The organism is Clostridium sartagoforme (genome assembly GCF_039521405.1).
Taxonomy (GTDB): domain Bacteria; phylum Bacillota; class Clostridia; order Clostridiales; family Clostridiaceae; genus Clostridium; species Clostridium sartagoforme.
Window position 1 is genome coordinate 126,836 of sequence record NZ_BAAACH010000019.1, and the last position, 26,138, is coordinate 152,973.

Annotated in this window: 20 protein-coding genes and 1 other RNA gene; 18 read left to right on the forward strand and 3 right to left on the reverse strand. The window is 27.5% G+C overall.

The features are described from left to right. Positions 1 to 212: 212 nt before the first annotated feature. The 7 genes from rnr (at position 213) to ABDZ60_RS09605 (ending at position 10,061) form a co-directional block, all read left to right on the forward strand. A complete protein-coding gene (rnr, locus tag ABDZ60_RS09575; RefSeq protein WP_343777764.1) occupies positions 213 to 2,441 on the forward strand; it encodes a ribonuclease R in 2,229 nt (742 codons plus the stop codon). 79 nt (positions 2,442 to 2,520) lie between these two features. Next, the gene (smpB, locus tag ABDZ60_RS09580; protein ID WP_016208181.1) at positions 2,521 to 2,991 is read left to right on the forward strand and encodes an SsrA-binding protein SmpB; all 471 of its coding nucleotides are present in this window, start codon (positions 2,521 to 2,523) and stop codon (positions 2,989 to 2,991) included. Positions 2,992 to 3,236: 245 nt separating this feature from the next. Continuing rightward, entirely contained in the window at positions 3,237 to 5,138 is a 1,902-nt protein-coding gene (locus tag ABDZ60_RS09585; RefSeq protein WP_343777768.1) for a sigma-54-dependent Fis family transcriptional regulator, read from the forward strand. Between the two features lie 400 nt (positions 5,139 to 5,538). Then, a complete protein-coding gene (locus ABDZ60_RS09590; protein ID WP_016208183.1) occupies positions 5,539 to 6,705 on the forward strand; it encodes an iron-containing alcohol dehydrogenase in 1,167 nt (388 codons plus the stop codon). 229 nt (positions 6,706 to 6,934) lie between these two features. Further along, on the forward strand, positions 6,935 to 7,822 hold the full coding sequence (locus tag ABDZ60_RS09595) for a sulfide/dihydroorotate dehydrogenase-like FAD/NAD-binding protein (protein ID WP_343777770.1): 888 nt from the start codon (positions 6,935 to 6,937) through the stop codon (positions 7,820 to 7,822). 2 nt (positions 7,823 to 7,824) lie between these two features. Beyond that, complete coding sequence (gltA, locus tag ABDZ60_RS09600; RefSeq protein WP_047001102.1) at positions 7,825 to 9,216, forward strand: NADPH-dependent glutamate synthase; 1,392 nt, start codon at positions 7,825 to 7,827, stop codon at positions 9,214 to 9,216. 428 nt (positions 9,217 to 9,644) lie between these two features. Beyond that, the gene (locus ABDZ60_RS09605; RefSeq protein ID WP_016208186.1) at positions 9,645 to 10,061 is read left to right on the forward strand and encodes an RrF2 family transcriptional regulator; all 417 of its coding nucleotides are present in this window, start codon (positions 9,645 to 9,647) and stop codon (positions 10,059 to 10,061) included. Positions 10,062 to 10,237: 176 nt separating this feature from the next. On the opposite strand, the gene ABDZ60_RS09610 is transcribed toward ABDZ60_RS09605, so the two are convergent. Continuing rightward, on the reverse strand, positions 10,238 to 11,503 hold the full coding sequence (locus tag ABDZ60_RS09610; RefSeq protein ID WP_343777773.1) for an amidase domain-containing protein: 1,266 nt from the start codon (positions 11,501 to 11,503) through the stop codon (positions 10,238 to 10,240). Between the two features lie 201 nt (positions 11,504 to 11,704). Here ABDZ60_RS09610 and ABDZ60_RS09615 point away from each other — a divergent pair, with 201 nt between their 5' ends. The 5 genes from ABDZ60_RS09615 (at position 11,705) to ssrA (ending at position 16,205) form a co-directional block, all read left to right on the forward strand. After that, positions 11,705 to 12,691, forward strand: coding sequence for a Gfo/Idh/MocA family protein (locus ABDZ60_RS09615; RefSeq protein WP_343777775.1), 987 nt, complete (start codon positions 11,705 to 11,707; stop codon positions 12,689 to 12,691). Between the two features lie 351 nt (positions 12,692 to 13,042). Then, positions 13,043 to 13,657: a GNAT family N-acetyltransferase gene (locus ABDZ60_RS09620; protein ID WP_343777777.1), complete on the forward strand. Its 615-nt coding sequence runs from the start codon at positions 13,043 to 13,045 to the stop codon at positions 13,655 to 13,657. Between the two features lie 154 nt (positions 13,658 to 13,811). After that, complete coding sequence (gene sigI, locus ABDZ60_RS09625) at positions 13,812 to 14,504, forward strand: RNA polymerase sigma-I factor (protein WP_047002283.1); 693 nt, start codon at positions 13,812 to 13,814, stop codon at positions 14,502 to 14,504. Position 14,505: 1 nt separating this feature from the next. Then, positions 14,506 to 15,534, forward strand: coding sequence for an anti-sigma-I factor RsgI family protein (locus tag ABDZ60_RS09630; protein WP_343777780.1), 1,029 nt, complete (start codon positions 14,506 to 14,508; stop codon positions 15,532 to 15,534). Between the two features lie 317 nt (positions 15,535 to 15,851). Then, positions 15,852 to 16,205, forward strand: a transfer-messenger RNA (tmRNA) gene (ssrA, locus tag ABDZ60_RS09635). Positions 16,206 to 16,428: 223 nt separating this feature from the next. On the opposite strand, the gene ABDZ60_RS09640 is transcribed toward ssrA, so the two are convergent. Continuing rightward, positions 16,429 to 17,820: a transposase gene (locus ABDZ60_RS09640; protein ID WP_047002282.1), complete on the reverse strand. Its 1,392-nt coding sequence runs from the start codon at positions 17,818 to 17,820 to the stop codon at positions 16,429 to 16,431. 251 nt (positions 17,821 to 18,071) lie between these two features. Between ABDZ60_RS09640 and ABDZ60_RS09645 the strand changes: the two genes are divergently transcribed. From ABDZ60_RS09645 to ABDZ60_RS09665, 5 genes are all read left to right on the forward strand, one after another. Next, entirely contained in the window at positions 18,072 to 19,283 is a 1,212-nt protein-coding gene (locus ABDZ60_RS09645; protein WP_343777847.1) for an NAD(P)/FAD-dependent oxidoreductase, read from the forward strand. A gap of 399 nt (positions 19,284 to 19,682) precedes the next feature. Next, positions 19,683 to 20,474, forward strand: a complete 792-nt coding sequence (locus ABDZ60_RS09650) for an SDR family NAD(P)-dependent oxidoreductase (protein ID WP_343777782.1) — start codon at positions 19,683 to 19,685, stop codon at positions 20,472 to 20,474. A gap of 76 nt (positions 20,475 to 20,550) precedes the next feature. Further along, positions 20,551 to 20,712 (forward strand): hypothetical protein, encoded by a 162-nt coding sequence (locus ABDZ60_RS09655; RefSeq protein ID WP_343777784.1) that lies wholly within the window; start codon positions 20,551 to 20,553, stop codon positions 20,710 to 20,712. A gap of 336 nt (positions 20,713 to 21,048) precedes the next feature. After that, positions 21,049 to 21,948, forward strand: a complete 900-nt coding sequence (locus tag ABDZ60_RS09660; protein WP_343777786.1) for a hypothetical protein — start codon at positions 21,049 to 21,051, stop codon at positions 21,946 to 21,948. Positions 21,949 to 22,069: 121 nt separating this feature from the next. Next, positions 22,070 to 23,752 (forward strand): GH3 auxin-responsive promoter family protein, encoded by a 1,683-nt coding sequence (locus tag ABDZ60_RS09665; RefSeq protein ID WP_343777788.1) that lies wholly within the window; start codon positions 22,070 to 22,072, stop codon positions 23,750 to 23,752. Positions 23,753 to 23,890: 138 nt separating this feature from the next. Here the strand turns inward: ABDZ60_RS09665 and ABDZ60_RS09670 are convergent, their stop codons facing one another. After that, positions 23,891 to 25,081 carry a coenzyme F420-0:L-glutamate ligase gene (locus ABDZ60_RS09670; RefSeq protein ID WP_343777790.1) on the reverse strand — a complete coding sequence of 397 codons (1,191 nt, stop codon included), beginning with the start codon at positions 25,079 to 25,081 and terminating at the stop codon, positions 23,891 to 23,893. 118 nt (positions 25,082 to 25,199) lie between these two features. Between ABDZ60_RS09670 and ABDZ60_RS09675 the strand changes: the two genes are divergently transcribed. After that, a complete protein-coding gene (locus ABDZ60_RS09675; RefSeq protein ID WP_343777792.1) occupies positions 25,200 to 26,093 on the forward strand; it encodes a LysR family transcriptional regulator in 894 nt (297 codons plus the stop codon). Positions 26,094 to 26,138: the final 45 nt, after the last annotated feature.

Sequence of the window (26,138 nt, forward strand, 5' to 3'; positions counted from 1 at the left end):
TAAAATATAAAGTGTGGTAAGTTGTAAAGCAATTTTGCTCAGTTCACAGTTGAATATAAAACTATTTTGTAGTTTTAAAAAATAAATTATATAAACTCTTTCATAGCTTATATATGGATTTTTTAATTCAGCTTTGCTTAAATTATTTTAATAACTGTGAACTGTGCCTTGTGAACTGTGCACTAAAAAATAGTATGGAGGAAATAATATATATGGGAGTTAAACAAACATTATTAAGTTTTATGAGGGAAGAAGCATATAGACCAATGGATATACAAGAATTGGTTTCTGTATTTGATATAAATCCTGATGAATATAAATCTTTTAAAAAAGTATTAAAATCAATGGAAAAAGAAGGGGTAATAGTTAGAACTAAGAAGGATAAATTTGGTGTTCCAGAAAGACTTGGATTAATTACAGGTAAATTAGAAGTTCATCAAAAAGGTTTTGGATTTTTATTGCCAGATACAGAAGGAGAAAAGGATGTTTTCATTCCTAGCTCATCTATGAAGGGTGCAATGAATGGAGATAGAGTTTTAGTTCAAATAACAAGAGAAGATTTAAATGGTAAGAAAAGAGAAGGTGAAGTACAAGAAGTACTAGAAAGAGCAAATAATAAAGTTATAGGCGTATATGAGGATAGTAGAAACTTTGGCTTTGTAGTTCCAGAAGATACAAGATTAAATCAAGATATATTTGTATCTAAAAAGGATAGAAATGGAGCACAAGATGGAGATGTAGTAATCTGTGAAATAGTTAAATGGGGAGATAAAAGAAGAAGTCCTGAAGGAATAGTTAAAGAAGTTTTAGGTAAAAAGGGAGATAAAGGACTAGATATTCTTACAATAATTAAGAAATATGGTCTACCAGAAGAATTCCCGGAAAAGGTTTTAAGCTATGCAGAAAATATTGAGGAAAAAATAGAAGATAAGGAATATGCAAGAAGAAAAGATCTTAGAAATTTAAGAATGGTAACAATAGATGGAGAAGATGCTAAAGATTTAGATGATGCTGTTTCAATAGAAAGACTTGATAATGGCAAATTTAGATTAGGAGTTCATATTGCGGATGTAACTCATTATGTAAGAGAAAAGAATCCTCTAGATAAAGAAGCTTTAAAAAGAGGAACTTCAGTATATTTGATAGATAGAGTTATCCCAATGCTTCCTAGAAAATTATCAAATGGTATTTGTTCATTAAATCCTAAGGTAGATAGATTAGCTTTGAGCTGCTTTATGGTTATTGATAAGAGTGGAAAAGTTATTCAACATGAAATAGAAGAAACAGTTATAAAAACTAGTGAAAGAATGACTTATACAGATGTAACAAAAATTTTAGAAAATAATGATGAAGATCTTATTAAAAGATATGATTATTTAGTCGATGATTTTAAAGCTATGGAAGAATTATGTATTATTCTTCGTGAAAAAAGAATGAAGAGGGGAGCTATAGATTTTAACTTTGAAGAGTCAAAAATAATTTTAAATGACTTAGGAAAGCCAATAGATATTAAACCTTATGACAGGGCAATTGCAAATAGAATAATAGAAGAATTTATGCTTGTATGTAATGAAACAATAGCTGAGCATATGTTCTGGACTAATTTACCTTTTGTATATAGAATTCATGAGGAACCAGATGAAGAAAAGTTAGAAAAGTTTAAAGAGTTTGTATATAATTTAGGTTATGTAGTAAGATGGGGTCAAGAGGCTCATCCAAGAGCTCTTCAAGATATATTAGAAAAAGTAAAGGGCAAAAAAGAAGAAACAGTAGTAAGTACACTTTTACTACGTTCAATGATGCAAGCCAAATATTCTCCAGAATGTGTAGGACATTTTGGTCTTGCAGCTAAGTACTATTGTCACTTTACATCACCAATAAGAAGATATCCAGATCTTCAAATTCATAGAATTATAAAGGAACAATTAAATGGAAAAATAGATGAAAAGAGAGCTGGAAGATTAACAAATATTGTTGAAATAGCATCAAAACAATCATCAGAAATGGAAAGATTAGCACAAGAAGCAGAAAGAGAAGTAGATGATTTAAAGAAAGCAGAATACATGCAAGAAAGAATTGGAGAAGAATTCTCAGCAATTATATCATCTGTTACATCTTTTGGGTTGTTTGCAGAGCTTCCAAATACTATAGAAGGATTAATTCACATAACAGCTTTAGACGACGATTACTATATTTACGATGAAGCTCATTTATGTTTAATTGGTGAAAGAACTAAAAAGATATACAGATTAGGTGATGAGGTTAAAGTAAAATGTACTAGAGTAGATATTGATAATAGAGAGGTTTACTTTGATTTAGTAGAAGAAGAACCTAAACAAGAAATAATACCTAGCGAAAAGCTTAGCGAAAAGATTCAAGAAGTAAAAGAAGAAATGAAAAGTGAATTAATAGAAGAAGATAACAGCACTGAAGAGCTGTAAACTGTGAATTGAATAAATTGCTTCGCAATTTATATCAATTCTGTTATACTTAAAGAAAAATAAGATGAGTGGTGAGAGTATGGTAAGAAAGAAAAATAGTAATACGCTAGCTGAAAATAGAAAAGCTAGGCATGATTATTTTGTGGAAGAAACTATAGAAGCGGGGATAGCTTTAGTTGGTACAGAAGTTAAATCAATAAGAGCAGGAAAATGTAACTTAAAAGAATCTTATGCAGATGTAGAAAATGGTGAAATTACTATAAAAGGTATGCACATAAGTCCTTATGAACAAGGTAATATTTTTAATGTAGATCCATTAAGAGAAAGAAAGCTTTTACTTCATAAAGAACAAATATCAAGATTTGCAGGGCTTGTATCACAACAAGGTTTTACTTTAGTGCCATTATCATTATATTTGAAAAATGGTAAAGTAAAGGTTGCACTTGGCCTTTGTAGAGGTAAAAAGAATTATGATAAGAGAGATTCTATGCTAGAAAAAGCTCATAAGAGAGATATAGAAAGACAATTAAAGAATTCTACAAGATATTAAAATTAAAAATTATATAAAAACAATAAATATTTAAAATTAGTTAAACTTATTTGAAGTTTATTGTATTTAAGAAAAGTTAATAGTTCAATAACGTGAACTTATATGTATAAAACTATAATCTATAAATTTAAAAATAGATTATAGTTTTATTTATTTGTAGAAAAATTATCAATCTAATAGTAAACTTATATTATAGGCATAAACAGACATAAATATTAATATAAAAAAGGCTAAGGGGTATGGGTATGTATAATAAGAGTTTATTGATTGAGAATTCTCATAAAAGAAGTGAAGATTATGGTATTGAAAAAGATAGTAATCATTCAAAGATGATATTGCATGGAGATGAACTTAGGAAAGCATTAGAATTAAATAAAGAATTAATAGAAATATCAAAGCCTTATATAGACATGGTAGTTGAATCTGTTGAAGATAGAGATTTTATAATAATTTTAACAGATAATAATGGATGTATTCTTTATATTAAGGGAGCCAATGAAATAAAAGATGAATTAGGTAAGCTAAACTTAAAAATTGGAGCTTATATGGATGAAAAAAATATTGGAACCAATGCAATGGGAACAGCCATAAAAGAAAATAGATGTATTCAAATAACAGCAAAAGAGCATTATGTTAATATATTTCAAAGTTTAACATGCTCTGCAGCACCTATCCATAATAGTAAAGGTGAAATAATAGGTACATTAAATTTAACAGGAAAAAGTAATATGAAACATCCACACACTTTAGGATTAGTTATTTTTGGAGTAACAGCAATAGAAAATGAATTATATAGAATTAAAGCAAATTATATATTAAATCAAACTTACAATTATATGAAAACTGTCATAGAAAATGTGGACAAAGGTATAATGATTGTTGATACTCATGGAAAAATCATAAATATAAATGAACTTGGCTTAAATATTTTAGATAAGAGAAATCATAATTTAATAAATGAAGATATAAATCACATAATACCGAATTTTCAAAATGTAGTTGATAAAATATCAAAAAACAACAAACCTATAACAAAGGAAATAAAATTAAGTCATGCTAGTAAATATAAAACAGAAGTTATATTTAAAGGAATTAAACATAATGAAAAAATAATAGGAATTGTAGCAACCTTAACTAGGCTAAAGGAAGAAAATAAAGGTAATAATTTTACAGGTGCATTTTTTACATTTAATGATATTATAGGAGAAAGTGATGCAATTAAAAATGTAATAACAAATTGTAAGATTATAGCTAATAGTCCATCAACAGTTTTAATACAAGGAGAAAGTGGAACAGGAAAAGAAGTTTTAGCACAATCAATTCATAATTATAGTTTAAGAAAAAATAATAAATTTATAGCTATAAATTGTGGAGCTATACCAGCCAATATAATTGAAAGTGAGCTCTTTGGATATGAAGATGGAACTTTTACTGGTGGTAAAAAGGGTGGAAGGATAGGAAAAATTGAACTTGCAAATGGAGGAACCTTATTTTTAGATGAAATAGGAGAAATGCCACTTGATATGCAAGTTAAGCTACTTAGAGTACTTCAAGAGGGAAGAGTAACTAGACTTGGAGGAGGCAAAGAAATATCTGTAGATATGAGAGTGATAGCAGCAACAAATAAGGATTTAAAAAAAGAAGTTAAAAGAGGAAAATTTAGGGAAGATTTATATTATAGATTATGTGTAATTCCAATAAAACTACCGCCTTTAAAAGAACGAAAAGGAGATATAACAAAGCTTATTGAATACTTCCTTAATATGAAATCAATAAAATTAGATAAAGATATTCCTGTAATAAGTAATGAGTTATACAATAAGTTACTTGGATATAATTGGCCAGGTAATATAAGACAATTAGAAAATTCCATAGAAAATATAGTTAACTTAAATGGAGAACTTTCAGTAGATATAATAGATGAATACGAAGAAAAAGTAAGTACAAACTTAACTATAGATAATAAAGAAATCTTAGAAGAAAATATAAAGGAAAAATCATTTAATTTAGAAGAAATAGAAAAAAGAACAATAATAAATGCAATAGAGAGTAACAAGCACAATATGACAAAGACAGCAAAAGTTTTAGGAATAAGTAGAAATACACTTTACCTTAAAATAAAAAAATATAATATTGACGTCAAATAAATTGCTTCACAATTTATTTTAGTTCACGGTTCACAATTCACAGTTCACAGTTATTGAAATAATTCAGCAGAGCTGAATTAAGAAATTTTTTAATAACTTTAAAATAGTTAAAAGAAACTAAATTTTAAAAACTACACAGTAGTTTTATCCTAAACTGTGAATTGTGCACTGTGAACTAGCCAACTGTATTATAACAGGACAGTGTCCTAAAATAGAACGATTTCATTTTGAAAGTTGTTTTATTTTAGGACATATTTATTTTTGCAGAAAAAATATATCTTAGGGAAAGTCAATAATTTAACAATATTGTTAAATAAAAAACTTTTGGCATGAGTATTGCTATTATATTAAGTGTAAATAAGTAAGAAATAAATTATATATATTTTAGGAGGTTTTTATTATGGCACGTTTTACATTACCAAGAGATTTATATCATGGAGAAGGTTCCTTAGAAGTATTAAAGACATTAAAGGGAAAGAAAGCGATGGTTGTAGTTGGTGGAGGCTCAATGAAGCGCTTTGGATTCTTAGATAAAGTTGAAAGTTATTTAAAAGAAGCAGGAATGGAAGTTGAACTTTTTGAAGGCGTGGAACCAGATCCATCAGTTGAAACTGTTATGAGTGGTGCAGAAGCTATGAGAAAGTTTGAACCAGATTGGATAGTTGCTATGGGTGGTGGTTCACCAATAGATGCAGCTAAAGCAATGTGGATTTTCTATGAATATCCTGACTTTACATTTGAGCAAGCAGTTGTTCCATTTGGATTACCTGAACTTAGACAAAAAGCTAAATTTGTAGCAATTCCATCAACAAGTGGTACAGCTACAGAAGTAACAGCTTTCTCAGTTATAACAGATTATAAAGCAAAAATTAAATATCCTCTAGCAGATTTTAACATAACTCCAGACATTGCCATAGTAGATCCAGATTTAGCACAAACTATGCCAGCAAAATTAGTAGCACATACTGGAATGGATGCATTAACTCATGCTATAGAAGCATATACTGCATCACTTAGATCTAATTTCTCAGATCCATTAGCTATGAAGGCTATAGAAATGGTTAAAGAAAGCTTAGTTGAATCTTATAAAGGTGATAAAGAAGCTAGAAATTTAATGCATGAAGCTCAATGTTTAGCAGGAATGGCATTCTCTAATGCTTTACTTGGAATAGTTCACTCAATGGCTCATAAAACAGGTGCAGTATTCCATATTCCTCATGGATGTGCAAATGCAATATTCTTACCATATGTAATTCAATATAACAGAGCTAAATGTGAAAATAGATATGCAGATATAGCTAAAATGTTAAAATTAGAAGGCAAAACAGATGCAGAACTAACAGATTCATTAATAGAAATGATAAACAATTTAAATACAGAATTAAATATTCCACATACAGTTAAAGAATACGGAGTAACAGAAGAAGACTTTAAAGCAAATCTACAATTTATTTCTCATAATGCAGTTTTAGATGCATGTACAGGATCTAACCCAAGAGAAATTGACGATGCAACAATGGAAAAACTATTTGAATGCACATATTATGGAACTAAAGTTAATTTCTAAAATAGGTTAAATTTTATAGTATATAATAAATTGAATTTTAAGGTTATCTTAAACAGAAGTTTCTTCTTTTTGAGGTAACCTTAATTTAAGGTTTTTATTTATAGTATAAATAATCAAAAGTTTAAAGTATTTAGTAATATATAATAATATTTACAGTAATTAATTGTATGAATATTTAAAAAATGATAAGATTATATTATTAGGAAAAATAAGTCAGGGGGGTACAAACATGTATAAAATAGTTAAGAAAAGAGAACTCACAGACAATATATATCTTATGGATATAGAAGCGCCAAGGGTTGCCAAATCTGCTAAACCAGGTCAATTTATAATAATAAAAAATGATGATAAAGGTGAAAGAATACCTTTAACTATAGCAGATTATAACAGATTAGAAGGAACTGTAACTATAGTATTTCAAGCAGTAGGAAGAGGAACAAAGGAATTAGCTAATTTTGAAGAAGGAGATTATGTTGCTGATTTTGTTGGACCTTTAGGACAACCTAGTGAATTTATACATGAAAATTTAGAAGATCTTAAAAATAAGAACATAATATTTATTGCTGGTGGTGTGGGGGCAGCACCGGTATATCCACAAGTTAAATGGATGCATGAAAATGGTATTGATTGCGACGTAATAGTAGGTAGTAGAACTAAAGACTTGCTAATATTAGAAGATGAAATGAAGAATGTAGCAGGTAATTTATATATATCAACTGATGATGGAACATATGGTTTTAATGGTAGAGTTACAGATTGTTTAAAATATTTGGTTGAAGAAAAGAAAAATAAATATGATCATGCAATAGTAATTGGACCTATGATAATGATGAAATTTATGAGTTTACTAACTAAAGAATTAAATATACCAACAACAGTAAGCTTAAATCCAATTATGGTAGACGGAACAGGAATGTGTGGAGCATGTAGAGTTACTGTAGGAGGAAAAGTAAAGTTTGCTTGTGTAGATGGACCAGAATTTGATGGACACTTAGTTGATTTTGATGAGTCAATGAGAAGACAAACTATGTATAAGTCTGAGGAAGGAAGAGCTCAGTTAAAAATTGAGGAAGGGGACACTCATAATCATGGCGGTTGTGGATGCAAGGTGGAATAATTATGAATATACAAGATAGAATGAAAAAAGTACCTGTTTCAGAACAAGCTCCAGAAGTTAGAGCAAAAAACTTTGAAGAAGTATGCTTAGGGTATTTAGATGAAGAAGCTGTAAGAGAAGCAAATAGATGTTTAAATTGTAAAAATCCAAAATGTGTAGATGGATGCCCAGTATCAATAAATATTCCAGGCTTTATATCATATATAAAGAAAGAAGAATTTGAAAACGCAGCTAAAGAAGTAGCAAAATACAGTGCATTACCAGCAGTTTGCGGAAGAGTCTGCCCACAAGAAAGTCAATGTGAAGGTAAATGTGTATTAGGAATTAAGGGTGAGCCAGTTTCTATTGGTAAACTAGAAAGATTTATAGCAGATTGGTCAAGAAAAAATAATATAGAGCTTGCAGAAACAGAAGAATCTAAAGAAAAAAAGGTTGCAGTTATAGGAAGTGGACCAGCGGGCTTAACTTGTGCAGGTGATTTGGCTAAAAGAGGATATGATGTGACTATATTTGAAGCACTGCATGAACCAGGTGGAGTTTTAGTTTATGGAATTCCTGAATTTAGATTACCTAAGGATGATGTGGTTAGACCAGAAATTGAAAACATAAAAAAATTAGGTGTAAAAATAGAAACTAATGTTATAATAGGCAGAACTATCACTATAGATGAGCTTATTGAAGAAGAAGGCTTTGAAGCAGTATTTATAGGTTCAGGAGCTGGACTTCCTAAATTTATGGGAATACCAGGTGAAAATGCAAATGGAGTTTTATCAGCAAATGAATTTTTAACAAGAGTAAATTTAATGAAGGCATTTAAAGAAGAATATCATACACCAGTTAAAATAGGTAAAAAAGTAGCAATAGTAGGTGGCGGAAATGTTGCTATGGATGCTGCAAGAACTGCTTTAAGATTGGGGTCAGAATCACATATAGTATATAGAAGAAGTGAATCTGAACTTCCAGCAAGAGTTGAAGAAGTACATCATGCTAAAGAAGAAGGCGTAATTTTTGATGTATTAACTAATCCAACAGAAATTTTAGTAGATGAAAATGGTTGGGTTAAAGGCATGAGATGTGTTGAAATGGAGCTTGGAGAGCCAGATGAATCAGGAAGAAGAAAGCCAGTAGTTAAAGAAGGTTCAGAATATATTATGGATGTTGATACAGTTATAATGTCTCTTGGAACTTCACCAAATCCGCTTATATCTTCAACAACAAAAGGACTTGAAACTAATAAGTGGAAATGTATAATTGCAGATGAAGCTGGACTTACAACAAAAGAAGGAGTTTATGCTGGAGGAGATGCTGTTACAGGAGCAGCAACTGTTATTTTAGCAATGGGAGCTGGAAAAAAAGCGGCAGAAGCTATAGATGAATATTTAAATGAAAAATAATTGACAAAGAAGTTATTTCTAGCATAATACTTATTAATATAAGTTGCTAGGAATAACTCTTTTTAGTATACTTAAATATGAACTTAATAACTAAATACTTAAATAAATAGTTAAATGTTAAGAATTTGTAAATATTTTTTATATCTTTTAGTAATTTAATGTTACTTTATAGTATAATCAAAACAATTAAATTTTTATACATAGTGAATATTTAATATGTAAAGGTTAAACTAGTTGATTTACCTTAGCTGAAAAAAATAATTTGTTTAAGTTTACGAATAAATATTCATGCTTACTTTATGATATATGTTTCAATTTATATTCATATATTAAATACTAAATAGACTTATTTGAGAAACACAACAAAATGAATGGAATATATACTTAAAGGATAAGCGCCACTTATATACGAAAGAGGGGGATTTTCCATGTACTTATCAAAATTTACTGATTACTCATTTAGGGCATTAGTATATTTAGCAGAAAACAGAGACAAGCTATGCACAGTAGAAGAGTTAGCAAAAAAGCTAGAAATTTCAGAACATCATTTAAAAAAGATTATTCATAAGCTTGCAAAGACAGACTTGATAATATCTATGAAAGGAAGAACAGGGGGATTAAAGCTGGGGCTAGATCCACAAAATATCAACTTAGGGGAAGTTATTCTTGTAACAGAAGACAATCTAAATATTGCACAATGCTTCAATAAAGATGATTGCTGTCCATTTATAAATTCAGGTTGCAAACTAAAAGGAATAATGCAAAATTCATTAAGTGCTTTTTTAAATGAATTTTCACAATATACACTTCAAGATTTGCTTAAGCAAGAAAATATAAGCGTATAACATAAAAGTTAGGCAATAATTTAAGAAATTAATAAATTTATTATTAAAATTAAAGTCATATCAGACCATTTAGTTAATTATTTTTTATTTAGTTATTAAGAAGCGAAGAAGTTAAAAAGGAAAATAAGCTATAAGAACAATAATGTAATTATAGCTCATTTTCTCTTTAGAGATGTTTATCTTAAGGAAACTACATAAAATTCACAGGAGGAGTTTTTCCAACCTAAATCAAAAGGAATCTTATATTTATCAATAGAATTTGAATTTACTAAGGGATATCCAAAGTTATCAAATCCTGTAATTATAGCGCTATGTTCTATATAATCACCATACTTATACATTATTAAGTCACCAATCTTAATTTTATCATTTGAGCTAGACATATTTTCTAGTATTTCATCAAAAGTACCAGAAAAAGATACAAAAGCCTTATTACTAGATAAAAGATAATCTAAAAGCTTTTCAGAATTAACCCAAGTATCACTAGCCATTACACCTTTTGATACAGTATATTTATAAGACCAGTCTTTATCCTGAGAAAGCCCACCCCCCTCAATATTATCAGCTAAACATTGAGAGATAAAATTAGTTGAATTTCCTGATCCAGCAACATAAGTATAGTAATTTGAATTATAAGTATTATTTAAATTAGTAGAAAGAGATACTCCAGAATACTTATTAGCATAGTCCACAGCAGCCTTTCGATTATAAATTCCACTATATTCAGTACTATCATCAATATTGAAATTTAAATTATATGTTTTAAATTTAGTTAAAGGAATATTTTTTTCAGTTAAATTAAAGTTATAACCTTCAAGACCACTTTCAAAACAATCTTGATAATAATCCTTAGTTACGATAAAGGACTTTCCAAATTCTTTTAATTCTAAAGTATGAATCAAAGAAACCCCAAAACTATTAACTTTTTCAGGCACATTATTATATATGTAATCAAATTTATATTCTTCACTTAAAGTTAAATTATAAGTATTGTCTTTAATTTTTAATGCTTTAATTTTAGGTATAGATTCTATATTTTTAAAGGTTACATCCCTTTCATTAGCCCAATCTCTTAAATAAGCAATTCTTTTGAATTCATGATTTAAAGAATAGCAGCTAAAAGTTTGAGAAGTATCATAAAATTTATAAAGCTCCTCAACATTACCAGTTGTAAAAGATTCATTTCTAGTATCATATAAATCATTTAAAAATGAAATAATTGAACTTTCAACATTTTCATCAGCATCAGTTATAAAAGTACCAACATTTGCAATTGGTTCATTATCATAACCTTCGCTAAAAAAAACAGAAGGCACAAAAGATGAAGTTGAGGTCTTAGAAATAAAGAAAATAAAATTACCTACAAGAAAAATTGAAAATAAAGCATAGCTTATTGCAATTAATACTTTTTTCTTTTCTAAATCCTTAAAGATGTTTTTCATATAAAAACCTCCATATTCTAATTAACAAATAACCATTAACAATTAAATATAAATTAATAATAGTAGTATGTGCATAAAATGGATAAATATTTTAAAAAATTAAAAATTGCAAAAATAGTGTTAAAGTGTTAATAGATAATGATAACAATATAGGATATAATAAAAATAAAAACGGTTACTAATGAGTTGGAGGGATAATTTATGATTAATATTGGTGTTATAGGAACTAATTTTATAACTGAGTGGTTAATAGCTGGAGCTAGAGAAGTTGAAGGAGTAAATATATCTGCTGTTTATTCAAGAACAGAGGAGAAGGCAAAAGAGTTTGCAAATAAATTTGATATAAAAAATATATTTACAGACTTAGAGGAAATGGCTAAGAGTGATCTAATAGATGCAGTATATATAGCTTCACCTAATTCAATGCATGCTAAGCAAGCTATATTGTTTTTAAAGCATAAAAAGCATGTTTTAGGGGAAAAAGCTTTTGCATCAAATACTAAAGAAGTTGATGAAATGATAAAAGCAGCAAAGGAAAATGATGTTGTTTTAATGGAAGCTATGAAAACAACATTACTACCAAACTTTAGAGTTATAAAAGATAATCTTCATAAGATTGGTAAAGTTAGAAAGTATTTTGCAAGCTACTGCCAATACTCTTCAAGATATGATAAATATAAGGCTGGAGAAGTTTTAAATGCTTTTAAGAAAGAATTATCAAATGGAGCTATTATGGATATAGGAGTTTATTGTATAGCACCAATGGTGAATCTTTTTGGTAAGCCAAATACAGTAAAAGCAAATGGAATAATGCTAGAAACTGGAGTAGATGGAGAAGGTAGTGTAGTCTTTGGATATGATGATATGGAAGGAGTTGTTATATACTCTAAAATAAGCAATTCATATCTCCCATCAGAAATTCAAGGAGAAGAGGGCAGCATTATAATAAATAAAATCAATACCTTTGAAAATGTAAAAATAATATATAGAGATGGCAGAGAAGAAGATTTAACACTAGAACATAAAGAAGCAAATATGTGTTATGAAGTAGAAGAATTCGCTAACTTGATTAAAAATAAAGAAAGAGAATCTAAGATAAATTCTTTAGAAGTTTCAAGAAATACAATTGAAGTTATTGAAGAAGCAAGAAAACAAATTGGAGTTGTTTATCCAGCAGACTTGGGTTAGTTGACAGTTGACAGTGCACAATTCACAGTTGGGTTAGGTAACAGGTAACAGGTAACAGGTTTATAGTTCACAGTGCACAAGGCACGGTTCACAGTTGGAGTTATGGCATAGGAATTTTGAAGGATTTAGTAACAGAGCATTTATTAATACGAGGTTTTAGGGAAACTGATGGTGAGGATTTGTATGATATTTATCTGATGAAGATGGTAATCTAATTTGGAAAGATACTTATGAATATGTATTACTTAAAGATGAATGCAATTGTTAAGAAAATATAGAAGTAAATTAATAATTGAGGATTTAAATGGACAATAATATAATAAAATGAATTTGAAAAAATGGGATGATGATTTGGAGAATTTAATAATTAGAAGAGAAAGAGAAGAGGATTATTTTAATGTTGAATATATGACTAAGAAGGCTTTTTGGAATTTACATGTACCTGGATGTAGTGAGCATTATTTAGTTAATATTCTCAGGAAAAGTGATGATTATATTGAGGATTTAAGTAGGGTAGCTGAACTTAATGGAGAAATTGTTGGAACAATAATGTACACAAAATCTTATGTTATAAATGAAACAGATAGCACCGAGGTTTTAACCTTTGGCCCTTTATGTGTAGAGCCAAGTTATCAAAATAAAGGTATAGGCAAAGCTTTATTAGAAACAACTATGGAGTTAGCAAAGAAAGATGGACATAGGGCAATTATAATATACGGGGAACCAGAATATTATCCAAGGTATGGTTTTAAAACTTGTGATAACTTTGGAATAACTACCAAAGATTCTAAAAACTTTCCTGCATTTATGGCAATTGAACTTGTGCCAAATGGACTTAAGGATGTACATGGAAGGTTTTATGAATCTAAAGTATTTGAAGAGTTAATCGAAGAAAAAGTAGAAGAATTTGACAAGAAATTTCCTTATATGCAGAAGTTAAAACTGCCAGGACAGTGGGATTTTTAATAGTATGAAAATAAACCAGATAATATCTGGTTTATTTTTTATATTTAAAAGTATATTGTTTATAAATTAAATAATAATACAATAAGATAAATATTTTTCTAGTTACCTTAAAAAAGGCATTCAATCATACGAATTTTATTAAAAGAGGTGAGTTATGTTAGAAAATATAAATGAAGAAATTATGATGATTAAAAATGATAAAGAGAAAATAAATATTTTTATAGATAATTATAAACCGTTTATTATAGCTTATTGTAATAAGTCACTAAATAGGTACATAGATACAGATAATGATGATGAGTATAGCATAGCTCTTATGGCTTTTTTTGAATCTATAAAAAGTTATGACATAAATAAAGGAAATTTCTTTTCATATGCCCAAAGAGTTATAAAATTTAGATTAATAGATTATTATAGAAAAAATAAAAAAGTATCAAATGAAAAATCCTTAGAAGAAGATGAAGATAATAAAGATAAATTTTTACTAAGTAAGTCTATAGAAAGTTATCAGAGGCAAGATGTTTCATATTTAAGGAAACTTGAAATAGAAAATTTAATTGATGAACTATCAAAATATAACATAACTTTTAAAGAGTTAATAAAAGCTTCTCCTAAATGGAAATCTACTAGAAAACAATATAATGAAATAATTAATTACATAATAAAAGATGGGGAGATTATTGAAGAAATATATCTAAATAATAAAATTCCAATATTAAAAATTCAAAAAAATACTAGTGTACCCCGAAAAACAATAGAGAGATCACGAAAATATATAATATCAGTACTGATAATACTTTTAGGCGATTATCAATATATAAAAGAATATATAAATTTGGAGGTTTGATATGAAAAAAGCCTTAGTGGTAGAAATAAATGATAATAATATGATTGTTCTTGATAATAAAGGTAGATTTAAGAAAATTAAAAATAAATTGAATTTAAAAGTTGGCGATGAATATGAAAGAAATGAGGGATTAGCTATGAAAAAAGGTATAGTATTTGCAATGACATGTGTATTATTAGCTGGAGTAGGGGGATATGGATACTCTTATGCAGCTCCAAAGGATTATTTAACACTAGATATAAATCCAAGTGTAAAACTAACTACTAATAGATATGATAAAGTAATAAAGGCAGAAGCATTAAATTCAGATGGAGAAACTATAAGTAAAGAGTTAAAGATAAAGAATAAAAATGTTAAAGAAGCTATTAAGTTATTGGTAGAATCAGCAGTAGACAATGGCTACATAGCTAAAGATGATGAAAACGCAGTTATGCTTGCTTCAACTAGTGATGAGATATTAGAGGAAGCAGAAAATGGTGTAGACGAAGGCTTAAAAGAAGAAGAAATAGAAAACACTGAAATAATAAAAGAAAATATTAATAAGGAAAGATTTGATGAAGCTGAAAGATTAGGAATATCACCTGGAAAAGTAAATTTAATTCAAAAGCTTCAAGCAGTATTACCAGAAGCTAACTTAGATGATTATGCAAACTCATCAGTTAAAGATATTATGAAAAAAATAAAAGAACAAAGAGTTGAAGCAAAAGAGGAAAGTAAGATAGAAAATAGCAAAACAGAAACTGAAGAAAATCAAAATTTAGAAGAGACAAAAGAGTCAATAAACTCTAATGATAATGGAAACACTAACAAAGAAAATCAAAAGAATAATGAGAACTCTTCAAATAAAGATAACAATGTAAACTTAGAAAAAAATGAAGAAAAAACAAACAATGCAGCAAATAAAGATAATATAAAAGAAAATAATGAAAAAACTAATAACTCAAATAAAAGTGAAGTTAATAAAACAGAAAATAATAAAGAAAATTTAAATAAAACAGAAAATAAGAATTCTTCAAAGAATAACAATTAATAGAAGTAAGCTATTGCATTAACAGATTAAGCTCAATTAGTGCAATAGCTTTTTCTTGTTTTTACTATTAAGTTAACTATAAAAATAGAAATATAAGAAGCTTTTTCCCAAAATGCTAATAAGATTAACTTTAAAATAAATATAAAGTATTATAATATAAGTATATAAAAGTTATACATTATATAAAGTTAACTTTAGATTATAAGAAAATCATGGGAATCAAGGATTTAATCTAAGTTGACACAGTAAATTATATAATATATAATTTACACATAGTCAAAATTGAATATTTCGCGTTAAACTAATTTACCTAACATGGGGGCGTTTTGGCTTCGACGGGGGTAAGATGGGTTTGATAAGCGGGCCGAGGCAAGCATGTCACCTCGATAATAAAGTATGCATTAAAGATAAACGCAGAAGACAATTTTGCATTAGCAGCTTAATATAGCTGTTCATCAGCCCAGGGTGCCCACGCTCTGGATCACTGGTGTCATTGAAGTGGGAAACGAAGTTTAGCAAAGCTTTGAGCTAAAGGGGTATTCATGAAGCTAGGGAATTAGGAGTTTGTTTGTGAGCAAACTAAGGACCGAAATTTTAGTCACAAACTACGCTCGTAGAAAGTCAGGCTGGTCTGCTTTCGGACAGGGGTTCGATACCCCTCGCCTCCACCATAATAAGCCGTGAAGAAATTCACGGCTTTTTTATATATTTAATTAGATACTAATAGTATAACTTTTAAATAATATATTATTCATAAATTTCTATGTAAAAATAATAAGTATTTAAAATTATTAATAAGTAGGGTTTGGCTGAAATATTTAATTTTTGCTTTGACCCCTCGCCGTAAACATTTTACGTTAGGAAAAATCCTTTTATTCGATTAAGCTACTAATATTAGATTGCCATCGTATATATTTTTATGGGATTACATAATTTATAGTAATGAATTTTAATATTTTCAAAATTATTTATTTCAAAGCTACCATACTTACAAATATTAAAGGCTGCATTTAAATCAGCATTTATTATTTTATTGTATTTATAGTCTTTAAACAATCCTCTTTTAACTCGTCTTCCTCCGAAAACATCAGTTGAGATTGAATTGTTAAAGGCTTTTGATTTTACTTCGAAAATGTCACCACTTAAACACGAAGTCTTAGATGTATATGATTCATCAATTTCTATTACGTTTATATTAAAACTTGGAGCTTTTAAACAAATATCATTTATTAATTTTATTATAGGTATTTGAAGAAAATGGTTCTTTATATTTTTTGATATTTTACATTTACCATTGTTTTTTAATTCGTTTATTGTTTTTGATAATACTAAATGTGTTACATCGTTATCTTTTAAATATATTAATATGTATTTTGAGAGTTTATGAAATTCTGAAAAAAAGAAATTATATTTTTTTTCATAAAGAAATTTTTTATAATAATTTAAATAGTTAACTTTTTCGAAGTTGCTAGTCTTTTCAAGTTCATTAATATCCTTATCTAATTTTGAAATTAGTTTATTAAAGCTAGAATTATAGCTAATAAATTTTTTTCCACTAATTATTAATGATTTAGTCGTGTTATCGTGCACATATATTGAGGCTAAATTTTTAATTCCAATATCTAATCCAGCATATTTTACTTTTTCAGCAGGAATAATATGTATTTTAGGATGGGTATAATTTATTATCATATAAATATAACCATTTGAATAGTTCAAGTTAATATTTTTTATATTATTTAAATCTTTTACTATTCTCAATAAGGGCTCATGCTTTACATGAGTATAAATCATTTTATCATTTAAATTTAGGCCTATTATATTTTTCCTTTTAAATGTCATAGATTTATAACCATCCATATATAATGTTATATGATTTGCAAGAGCTAATGATTTGGTAGATGGTTTATTTGCTTTGAAATCACCCATTTGTGATTTGGTATAAGTAGATATATAATTCTTTCTTATATTTTTAATTTGTTCAACAATGTTATGGATTTTTAATTCCTTAGTAACATCTATTATATCATTCATTAGAGAATTATTTTTATAATAGTTTTTAATATAATCCACATCTTTTTTCAATTTGCCACCACTACTATTTGTGAATACGGCTCTCATAACTCTTCCGTTGGTTAAAAATTTAAAGTTGTTACCATTATTTTGATTTAAATCTTGATTAATTAAAATTATCATCATATTTTCAAGATGTTGAGTAATAAGAATTTTATCTTTTAAATAACTAATTATATGTTTGTCTTTTATTCTAACTTTTATTGCTCTCAAATCTTCACCTCCTAATAATAGTATTTGATTTTTAGTAGAAAATATTATAAATTACAAGTTATTCTAGAATTCTATTAATTAATAGAATTTTTAAAAGTTAACCTGTATAATCGCTTAATTTTTTTATGAGAATATAAAGCTACCAATGTATAAATAAAGAGAAATTTAAAAAAATAATAATGTTTGAAATAATAAATATCAAATATAAACAAATATATAAATTGATTATGATAAGAAGGCAGGGGATTATTATAGATATTCAATATGTACAAGGAGATTGTATTTTTACTAGAATAAACAAAGTAACTAAGCAATATGATTATTTAACTGAAGACATAAATACAGACGTAATAATAGTAGGAGGAGGAGTAACAGGAGCTATTTTAGGATATTATTTTACTAAAAATAATATTAATGCAGTAATTTTAGAAAAGTCTAGAATAGCTCATGGAAGCACTAGTATAACAACATCTCTTCTTCAATATGAATTAGATAGTAATGCTCTGGAGTTAAAATCTTATACATCTATTGATAATGTTATAAAATCTTATAAGTTAGGGTTAAAGGCATTAAATGAAATTGAAGAGTTCATTAATGAATATGGTAATGCCTGTGATTTTAAAAGAGTAGATAGTTTTTTATATACAGCAAAGAATTTAGAAATAAAAGAAATGGAAGAAGAATATGAAATCAGAAAAGAGGGTGGATTAGATGTAGAATTTATTAATAAAGAGAATAATCCATTTTCTTTAGATGTAAAAGCTGGTGTTTCAAGTAAGGCTGGAGGAGCACACTTCGATCCTTATAAATATACTCATGCCTTGCTAGATGTAAGTACTAAAAAGGGTTTAAAGGTATATGAAAATACTGAAGTTATAAAAATTCAATACAATGAAGATGGAGTAATAGCAGAAACAGTTTATGGTCATAAAGTTAAAGGAAAAATACTTATTGTGGCTACGGGATATAATACAACTCTTTTTACAAAAAGAAACCTTGGTATTAAAACTACAACCTTTAATATTGCAACAAAGCCACTAAACAACATAGAAGATATTTATAAGAATACAGTTATTAGAGACAATGAAGATCCTTATAATTACTTAAGAACCACAGATGATAATAGAATAATAATTGGAGGAGAAGATATAAATTTTTTGCCAGATATATTTAATGAAGAGCTATGTAATAAAAGTTATGAAAAATTAGAACAAAGACTTAAAAATTTATTTCCCCAATTAGATATAGAAATAGAATATAAATACTGTGGGGCTTTTGCATCTACGCCAGATAATTTAGGATTTTTAGGTAAAGACCCTAAAAATCCTAAATTGTGGTATTGTTTAGGCTATGGTGCAAATGGAATTTTATTTGCTATTTTAGGTGGAATTATGCTAAGTAAATTATACTTAGGAGAAGTAGATAAAGATTTAGAACTTTTTAAGATAGATAGATTTGATTAATAAATACATAGAGTAATTTCTAAAATAGAACCTATATAATAGACACTTTGAGAAAAGAGTTATTTATAAAGGTTCTATTTTTAAGTGTTAAATTCTTTTAATATTATAGCTGAGTAATGTTTTTTTACTTATGAAATGGTATTAAGATTTAGGTTACTATCTTTTAAACTATTATGTTATTTAGAATGTAGAATATTTTAAAAGAATAAAAAATAAATTGCTTGTTAAGGATATAATAAATATGTATAAAATAGAAAATATATGTGAAAAGGAAAAGATTTATATAAAGTATTTAAGAAGTATAATGAAAAAAACTTTTATAAGATAGATTATTCAAAGGATTTTTAAAAAGTTTAACGAATATAAATGTATAAACTAAAAGGGTGAAGGGGTCTTAAAATGAAAAATGTAGTAATAACAGGAAGTACTCGTGGGTTGGGATTTGAAATGGCCAAGAAGTTTTTAGAGTTAGGCTGTAATGTAACTATTTCTGGATCAAAACCTGAATCGTTTAATAATGCAAGAGAAAAGCTTAATAAATTTAAAGACAAGTATATATACATTACTTGTAATGTTAGAAACAAATCAGATATTAAAAACTTATGGATAAAATCAGTTGATAAATGGGGAAGTGTAGATATATGGATTAATAATGCTGGTCAGAATTGTCCTCGTGAATCTCTTTGGGATACACCTGATGATTATATTGATGCAGTTGTGGATACAAATATCAAGGGAGTTATGTATGGTTCTAGGATTGCCTCTGAAAATATGATCAAACAAGGTTATGGTCAAATCTGGAATATGGAGGGGCTAGGCTCAAATGACATGATTATTGAGCAAACTATTTTATATGGTACTTCCAAACGAGCGCTTACTTATTTTACCAAAGGATTAGCTAAGGAATTAAAGAATTCGGAGGTAAAAGTAGGTAGGTTATCACCAGGAATGATGCTTACTGAGTTTATTACAAAGTCACCTACTGGGGAGACATCATCTGTTACTCAAGACCACGAATTTAAAAAAGTTTTTAATACTCTTGCAGATGAACCTGAAACAGTAGCTAATTTTTTTGTTCCTAGAATTCTTAATAATACAAAACAAGATGCACATTTAGTTTGGCTTACAAATATGAAGTCAGCAAAGAGATTTATGATGTCTCCTTTTACTAAAAGAGAGCTTCTAAAATAAAACTATTCAATTTCTTATATGTATTTTATGTATGTAAAAAGTAAATAATGCAGATAACATTTAAGAGGTGAAGTTAATGAGTACAAAATATAAAAATAGTAAAAAGAAAATGGCATCTTTAGGTCTTAAAAAAGATAATAATGGAGATTATGTTTATATTGATCCAAATGATACTACTTCAGAGTTTGTACCAGTGAGAAATAAAGATAAAGCAGGTAATAAGGAGACAGGAAATTGAAGTTCGAAATTAGTTTGGTATTATAATTAGAGTAAAATATTAAACTTTGAATGACTTACAATATAAACTAATAGATACTAAATAAATTTTCTTCTATTAAAAATTATATTAACCTAGACATATAGAGAGCTATAAAATAGCTCTCTTGCTTAATTTTTAAACAATGTTATAAGAAATCCATTATAAATATTGTTCTTTACTTTCATTTTTCCTTTATTTGTATATAATTAAATATATATAATTATACGTATTAGTATTATAAGTTAATTATATTTTTTATATGCAATATAACTATATAAATTAATTAAAAATATAGAAATTTAAGGAGATATATACATGAAAGATGAAAAGTATATTAAATATGGACTATTCTCATCTATACTTATAGCTTTGGGGCCAGTACTTTGGCTATTTATAAACATATGTGATAAAAATTATGAAAATATAGTGCTTAACATAGTTTTTGTTATACTTGGGCTTACTTTAGTTGTTTATAATATTAGAAATTATTTAAAAGTGTACAATAAAAAATACAGTGCTCCAGTAGATCTACTAAGGCATATAGTATCCTTTATATTTTACATCCTATTGATAGCAGTAATAGTAATATCCTTTATAGCATTTTATATAGGAATTGCATTTATACAAAGAAAGTTATTTGTAAAAGGAGAGTATTTAACTTATTTTATAAAGTCTCCATACTCATATTTATTATTTGTAATACTTGCAATAGCTGCTATTACAATTAGAATGTTATTTTTAAGAAAAGAGAAAGAATATTCTAGGAATAAAGGTTCAGTTATATGGGGAGGAGTTAATAAATTTTTGATATTAATAATAATTCCACTTATATACATAGTAATAACTAGCGTAGTTGTGGTTACAGAAGATGGTATTTATGATTATAGCTTTTATAACTTAAAGGGTAAGAAATACAACTTTAGTGATGTAGAATATGTAAATACTGGATTTGTTGATAGAGGAAGAAATAAGGGAGAATTCTTTTATAATATTCAATTGAAAGATAGTAAAAAGATAAAATTGGCTTACCCATCTATGACTCAGCCTTCTGATAAATATGAAAATGATTCATGGCAAGAATATGTTGATATAGATCAATATATTATGGATAGTGGAGCTGAAAAAACTTCTAGTGAAAATGGCTCAAGGTATGTACAAATGGATAAAAGATATGTAGATAAATTATTATATGTTGTGAGAAATAAGAATAAGTAATAAATATAGTTAAAACGTATTGCACATGAAAATTTGAGATTTCTATTGTAACAATTTATTAACAGTTTTAAGTCAATTTCATATAATGCTTATGAAAAACTATCATAGGAAGTGTACAAGTATGTCCATAATAAGTAATTTACTTTATAGGACAATTATTGGCTGTGGAGGAGTTGTAGAAAAAAAGTTTAATAAAGAAACTAAAAACTTTAAAAAAGTAAATAATGAATTATTACTTGATATTTTATCTAAAAATGCTAGTAGTGAGATAGGAGAAAAATTTAAGTTTAGAAATATACTTTCGGAAGAGGATTTTAAGATGAAAGTACCATTAACTGAATATTCTTATTACGATAATTATATTGAACGTATGGCTAATGGTGAAAAAAATATACTAATAAAAGGGAAGGTTGAGTATTTTGGGCATACTTCTGGGACTACGGGTAAACAAAAGTTAATTCCCGTAACAAAGCGTACTAAAATGAAGGGTGCAAAGTATATGGCATTATTAATTACCAGGTTTTCTTATAATAACTTAAAAGAAGATTGGAATTATGGTAAGGGATTAATGATTGCAGATATTGTTATGAGTACTTATACTAAGGGGGGAATCCCTATTTGTTCAGCTACTTCAGGTGGAATTAATGGTATAAAAACTCTATTACCATATTTATATACTTCACCTTATGAAGTTATGGAGATTAAAGAGAAAGAAGTAGCACTTTATTTACACGTACTTTTTGGGTTAAAAGAGAAAAAATTATTATATATATCTGGGGTTTTTATTTCAAATATACTAGATTTATTAAGAGTTATGGAAAAGAATTCAGATAAATTAGTAAAAGATATCCGCCAAGGAAGGATAAGTAAAACACTGAATATTGATGAAGAAACTAGAAAAGAATTAAATAAATACTTAACACCAAATGCAAGCAGAGCAGATGAATTAGAAAATGAATTTAAAAAGGGATTTAAAGGAATATGCAAAAGAGTATGGCCAAACTTACAGTATATAGCTTCTGTTACAGGGGCTAATTTTACAATTTATGATGAGGCGGTAAAGTATTATTTAGGACCAGTTCAAATATATTCACCTTGTTATGCTGCATCAGAAGGTATTATGGGAATAAATCCATATGTTAAAGATATAAGATATGTAATAATACCAGATACAGTTTTTTATGAGTTTATTCCATCAGAAGAATTAAGTAAAAATAATCCAAAAGCAATTTCTTCAGATCAACTAGAGATAGGAAAAAGTTATGAAATAGTTATTACTACCTATACAGGTCTTTATAGGTATAGGATAGGTGATGTTGTTAAGGTAGTAGGCTTTTATAATAATTCACCTGAAATAGAATTTTTATATAGAAGAAATCAAGTATTAAACATGGTATCAGAAAAAACAACTGAGGAACATTTAACAGATGCAATTAGAAACACAAAAAATAGACTAAAACTTGATTTGATAGATTATACAACAGTGGCTGACAATTCAATAACACCAGGTAGATATCAATTTTACTTTGAAGTTAAAGGAAAAGTTACAAAAGAATTAGTTAGAAGTATAGAGATTACGCTAGATGAAGAACTTAGAAATTGCAATTTAGCGTACAAGCGCTTTAGAAGTAAAAGTGGATTAGCGATGCCAAAAGTAATAATGCTTGAAGAAGGAACTTTTAATAAGGTGAAAGAATTTCTATTCATGAAAGGAATTTCTAAAAATCAAATTAAGATACCAAGAGTAGTTACTACAAATAAAAATGTTTTAGGTGTTATTGAAAGTAATAAGCTAGATTATTAGGATATTGATAGATAAATCATATGGATAAATAGGCAACTAATAAATACTTATAAAAACAATTTTAAAAATATTTTTAATTAAAAAGTACCTACTACTAATAGATTTTTTATCTGTTCGTAGTAGATACTTTTTAATTTATTACTTTGTATAATTATCGAAATAACCTTGAATAAATATAATAGGAGTTCCCTTATCTCCACTTCCTGAAGTTAAATCTGATAATGAACCTATAAGGTCAGTAAGTCTTCTAGGAGTAGTTCCTTGTGAAGCCATATTACCAGTTAAATCAGAATCTTTATTTTTAATATATTCTGAAATTGCATTTTTAAGTTCTTCACCTTTAAGGTTTGCAAATTCATTATCTGCTAAATATTTAAGTTTAATTTCATTTGGTTGCCCTTCAAGTCCTTTAGTGAAAGCAGGTGAAACTACTGGATCAGCTAGTTCCCAAATCTTACCTACAGGATCTTTAAAAGCGCCATCCCCATAAATCATAACTTCAACTGTCTTACCAGTCTTTTCTTTTAAGATTGATTGAATCTTATCAACTACAGGTTGACAGTTTCTTGGGAATAGTTTAATAGTATTTTCAGTTGATTTATTTGAACCTAATAATCCATAAGCTTCATTACATCCACTTCCATCAATAGATTCACATAATATATTATCAAGACTATAAATTTTTTCTCCGCCATTTGCTTTTAAAATTTTCTTAGTTCTAAATCTTGTGTGAATGTCACAAGTAAGAACACTCTTTGTATAATTTAATATAGTTTTAGGATTGTTTGAGAATATTACTTCACACTCAATACCATATTCTTCTACTAAAGATTTATAATAATCAATATAATCAACACCTGTGAAAGGATGTTTATTATATCCAAATAAATTACGGAAATCTTTTTCTGTTAAAACATCTGTCCAAGGATTAACACCTTTATCATCTAACATATCTAAATCAACTAAGTGATTTCCAACTTCATCAGATGGATAACTTAGCATTAATACTATTTTTTTAGCTCCCTTTGCTATACCACGAAGACAAATTGCAAAACGGTTACGACTTAGAATTGGAAATATTACACCAATAGTATCGTCACCAAATTTAGCTTTAATATCTGTAGCTATATTATCTATTGAAGCATAATTTCCTTGAGCACGTGCAACTATTGATTCAGTTACAGTAACTATATCTTTATCATTTATAGTAAAGCCCTCAGCTTCAGAAGCTTTAAGTACACTTTCTACAACGATATCTTCAATTTTATCCCCTTCTTTAATGATAGGGCAACGAAGTCCTCTAACAACTGTACCAACAACTCTTTCCAAAACAATCTCTCCTAACAATTTTAAATTTGTTTTAAATACTTAATACTCTTGTACTATACAACAATAAGTGGTATAAGTAAAATAAATAGAATTAATAAATGATATAAGGAGTACTTATATGATTGCTAAATTAGACTTATATAAAGTATTTTGTCAGGTAGCAAAGAGCAAAAGCTTTTCAAAAGCATCAAAAGAGCTTTATATGACACAACCAGCTGTAAGTCAGGCTGTAATGCAGTTAGAAAGAGAATTAGATATTAGACTTTTTAATAGAACACCAAAAGGGGTAACTTTGACTAACGAAGGAAAACTTTTATTTGAATATGTAAACTCAGCAATTAACTTAATAAGTTCAGGAGAAGAAAAAATATTAGAATCTAAGGATTTAACTGTGGGAGAGCTGAAAATTGGAGTAGGAGACACTATATCTAAATATTTTTTACTTCCATATTTAGAAATATTTCATAATAAATATCCTAATCTTAAATTTAAAATTATAAATGGAACTACATCAGAACTTTGTGATTTAATTAAGAGTGGAGAAATTGATATTGCAATTTGTAACCTTCCAATTAATGATTCTTCACTAGAAGTAAAACCATGTGGAAAGGTTAAAGATATTTTTGTTTGTGGAGAAAAATATAAGGACTTAACAAATAAAAAAATTCCATTAGAGGAAATGGTTAAATATCCTTTAATATTTCTAGAGCCTAGTTCAAATTCAAGAAAGTATGTAGAAAAGTTTATGTTATCAAAAGGTGTAAAAATATCTCCAGAGTTTGAACTTGGATCATTTGATTTATTATTAGAGTTTGCAAAAATAAACTTAGGTATTGCTTGTGTAGTAAAAGAATTTTCAAAAGAATATTTAGAAAAAGGATTGCTTTATGAAGTTAAGATTTTAGAAGAAATACCAAGCAGAAGTATTGGTGTGTGCTATTTAAAGAAGGTTCCACTTTCGCTAGCTTCTACAAAGTTTGTAGAGATATTAGAAAGTAAGAAAAAATTATAAAATTATTGAAACAATGGTATAATATAAATATATATGTAAAGTTGA

Bases quoted from the DNA above. Each gene is read 5' to 3' on its own strand.
- ABDZ60_RS09595 (WP_343777770.1), top strand. From the start codon at position 6,935: ATGTATAAAATAGTTAAGAAAAGAGAACTCACAGACAATATATATCTT.
- ABDZ60_RS09585 (WP_343777768.1), top strand. From the start codon at position 3,237: ATGTATAATAAGAGTTTATTGATTGAGAATTCTCATAAAAGAAGTGAA.
- ABDZ60_RS09665 (WP_343777788.1), top strand. From the start codon at position 22,070: ATGTCCATAATAAGTAATTTACTTTATAGGACAATTATTGGCTGTGGA.
- ABDZ60_RS09615 (WP_343777775.1), top strand. From the start codon at position 11,705: ATGATTAATATTGGTGTTATAGGAACTAATTTTATAACTGAGTGGTTA.
- gltA (WP_047001102.1), top strand. From the start codon at position 7,825: ATGAATATACAAGATAGAATGAAAAAAGTACCTGTTTCAGAACAAGCT.
- smpB (WP_016208181.1), top strand. From the start codon at position 2,521: ATGGTAAGAAAGAAAAATAGTAATACGCTAGCTGAAAATAGAAAAGCT.
- ABDZ60_RS09610 (WP_343777773.1), bottom strand. From the start codon at position 11,503: ATGAAAAACATCTTTAAGGATTTAGAAAAGAAAAAAGTATTAATTGCA.
- rnr (WP_343777764.1), top strand. From the start codon at position 213: ATGGGAGTTAAACAAACATTATTAAGTTTTATGAGGGAAGAAGCATAT.
- ABDZ60_RS09605 (WP_016208186.1), top strand. From the start codon at position 9,645: ATGTACTTATCAAAATTTACTGATTACTCATTTAGGGCATTAGTATAT.
- ABDZ60_RS09590 (WP_016208183.1), top strand. From the start codon at position 5,539: ATGGCACGTTTTACATTACCAAGAGATTTATATCATGGAGAAGGTTCC.
- sigI (WP_047002283.1), top strand. From the start codon at position 13,812: ATGTTAGAAAATATAAATGAAGAAATTATGATGATTAAAAATGATAAA.
- ABDZ60_RS09675 (WP_343777792.1), top strand. From the start codon at position 25,200: ATGATTGCTAAATTAGACTTATATAAAGTATTTTGTCAGGTAGCAAAG.
- ABDZ60_RS09660 (WP_343777786.1), top strand. From the start codon at position 21,049: ATGAAAGATGAAAAGTATATTAAATATGGACTATTCTCATCTATACTT.
- ABDZ60_RS09650 (WP_343777782.1), top strand. From the start codon at position 19,683: ATGAAAAATGTAGTAATAACAGGAAGTACTCGTGGGTTGGGATTTGAA.
- ABDZ60_RS09655 (WP_343777784.1), top strand. From the start codon at position 20,551: ATGAGTACAAAATATAAAAATAGTAAAAAGAAAATGGCATCTTTAGGT.
- ABDZ60_RS09630 (WP_343777780.1), top strand. From the start codon at position 14,506: ATGAAAAAAGCCTTAGTGGTAGAAATAAATGATAATAATATGATTGTT.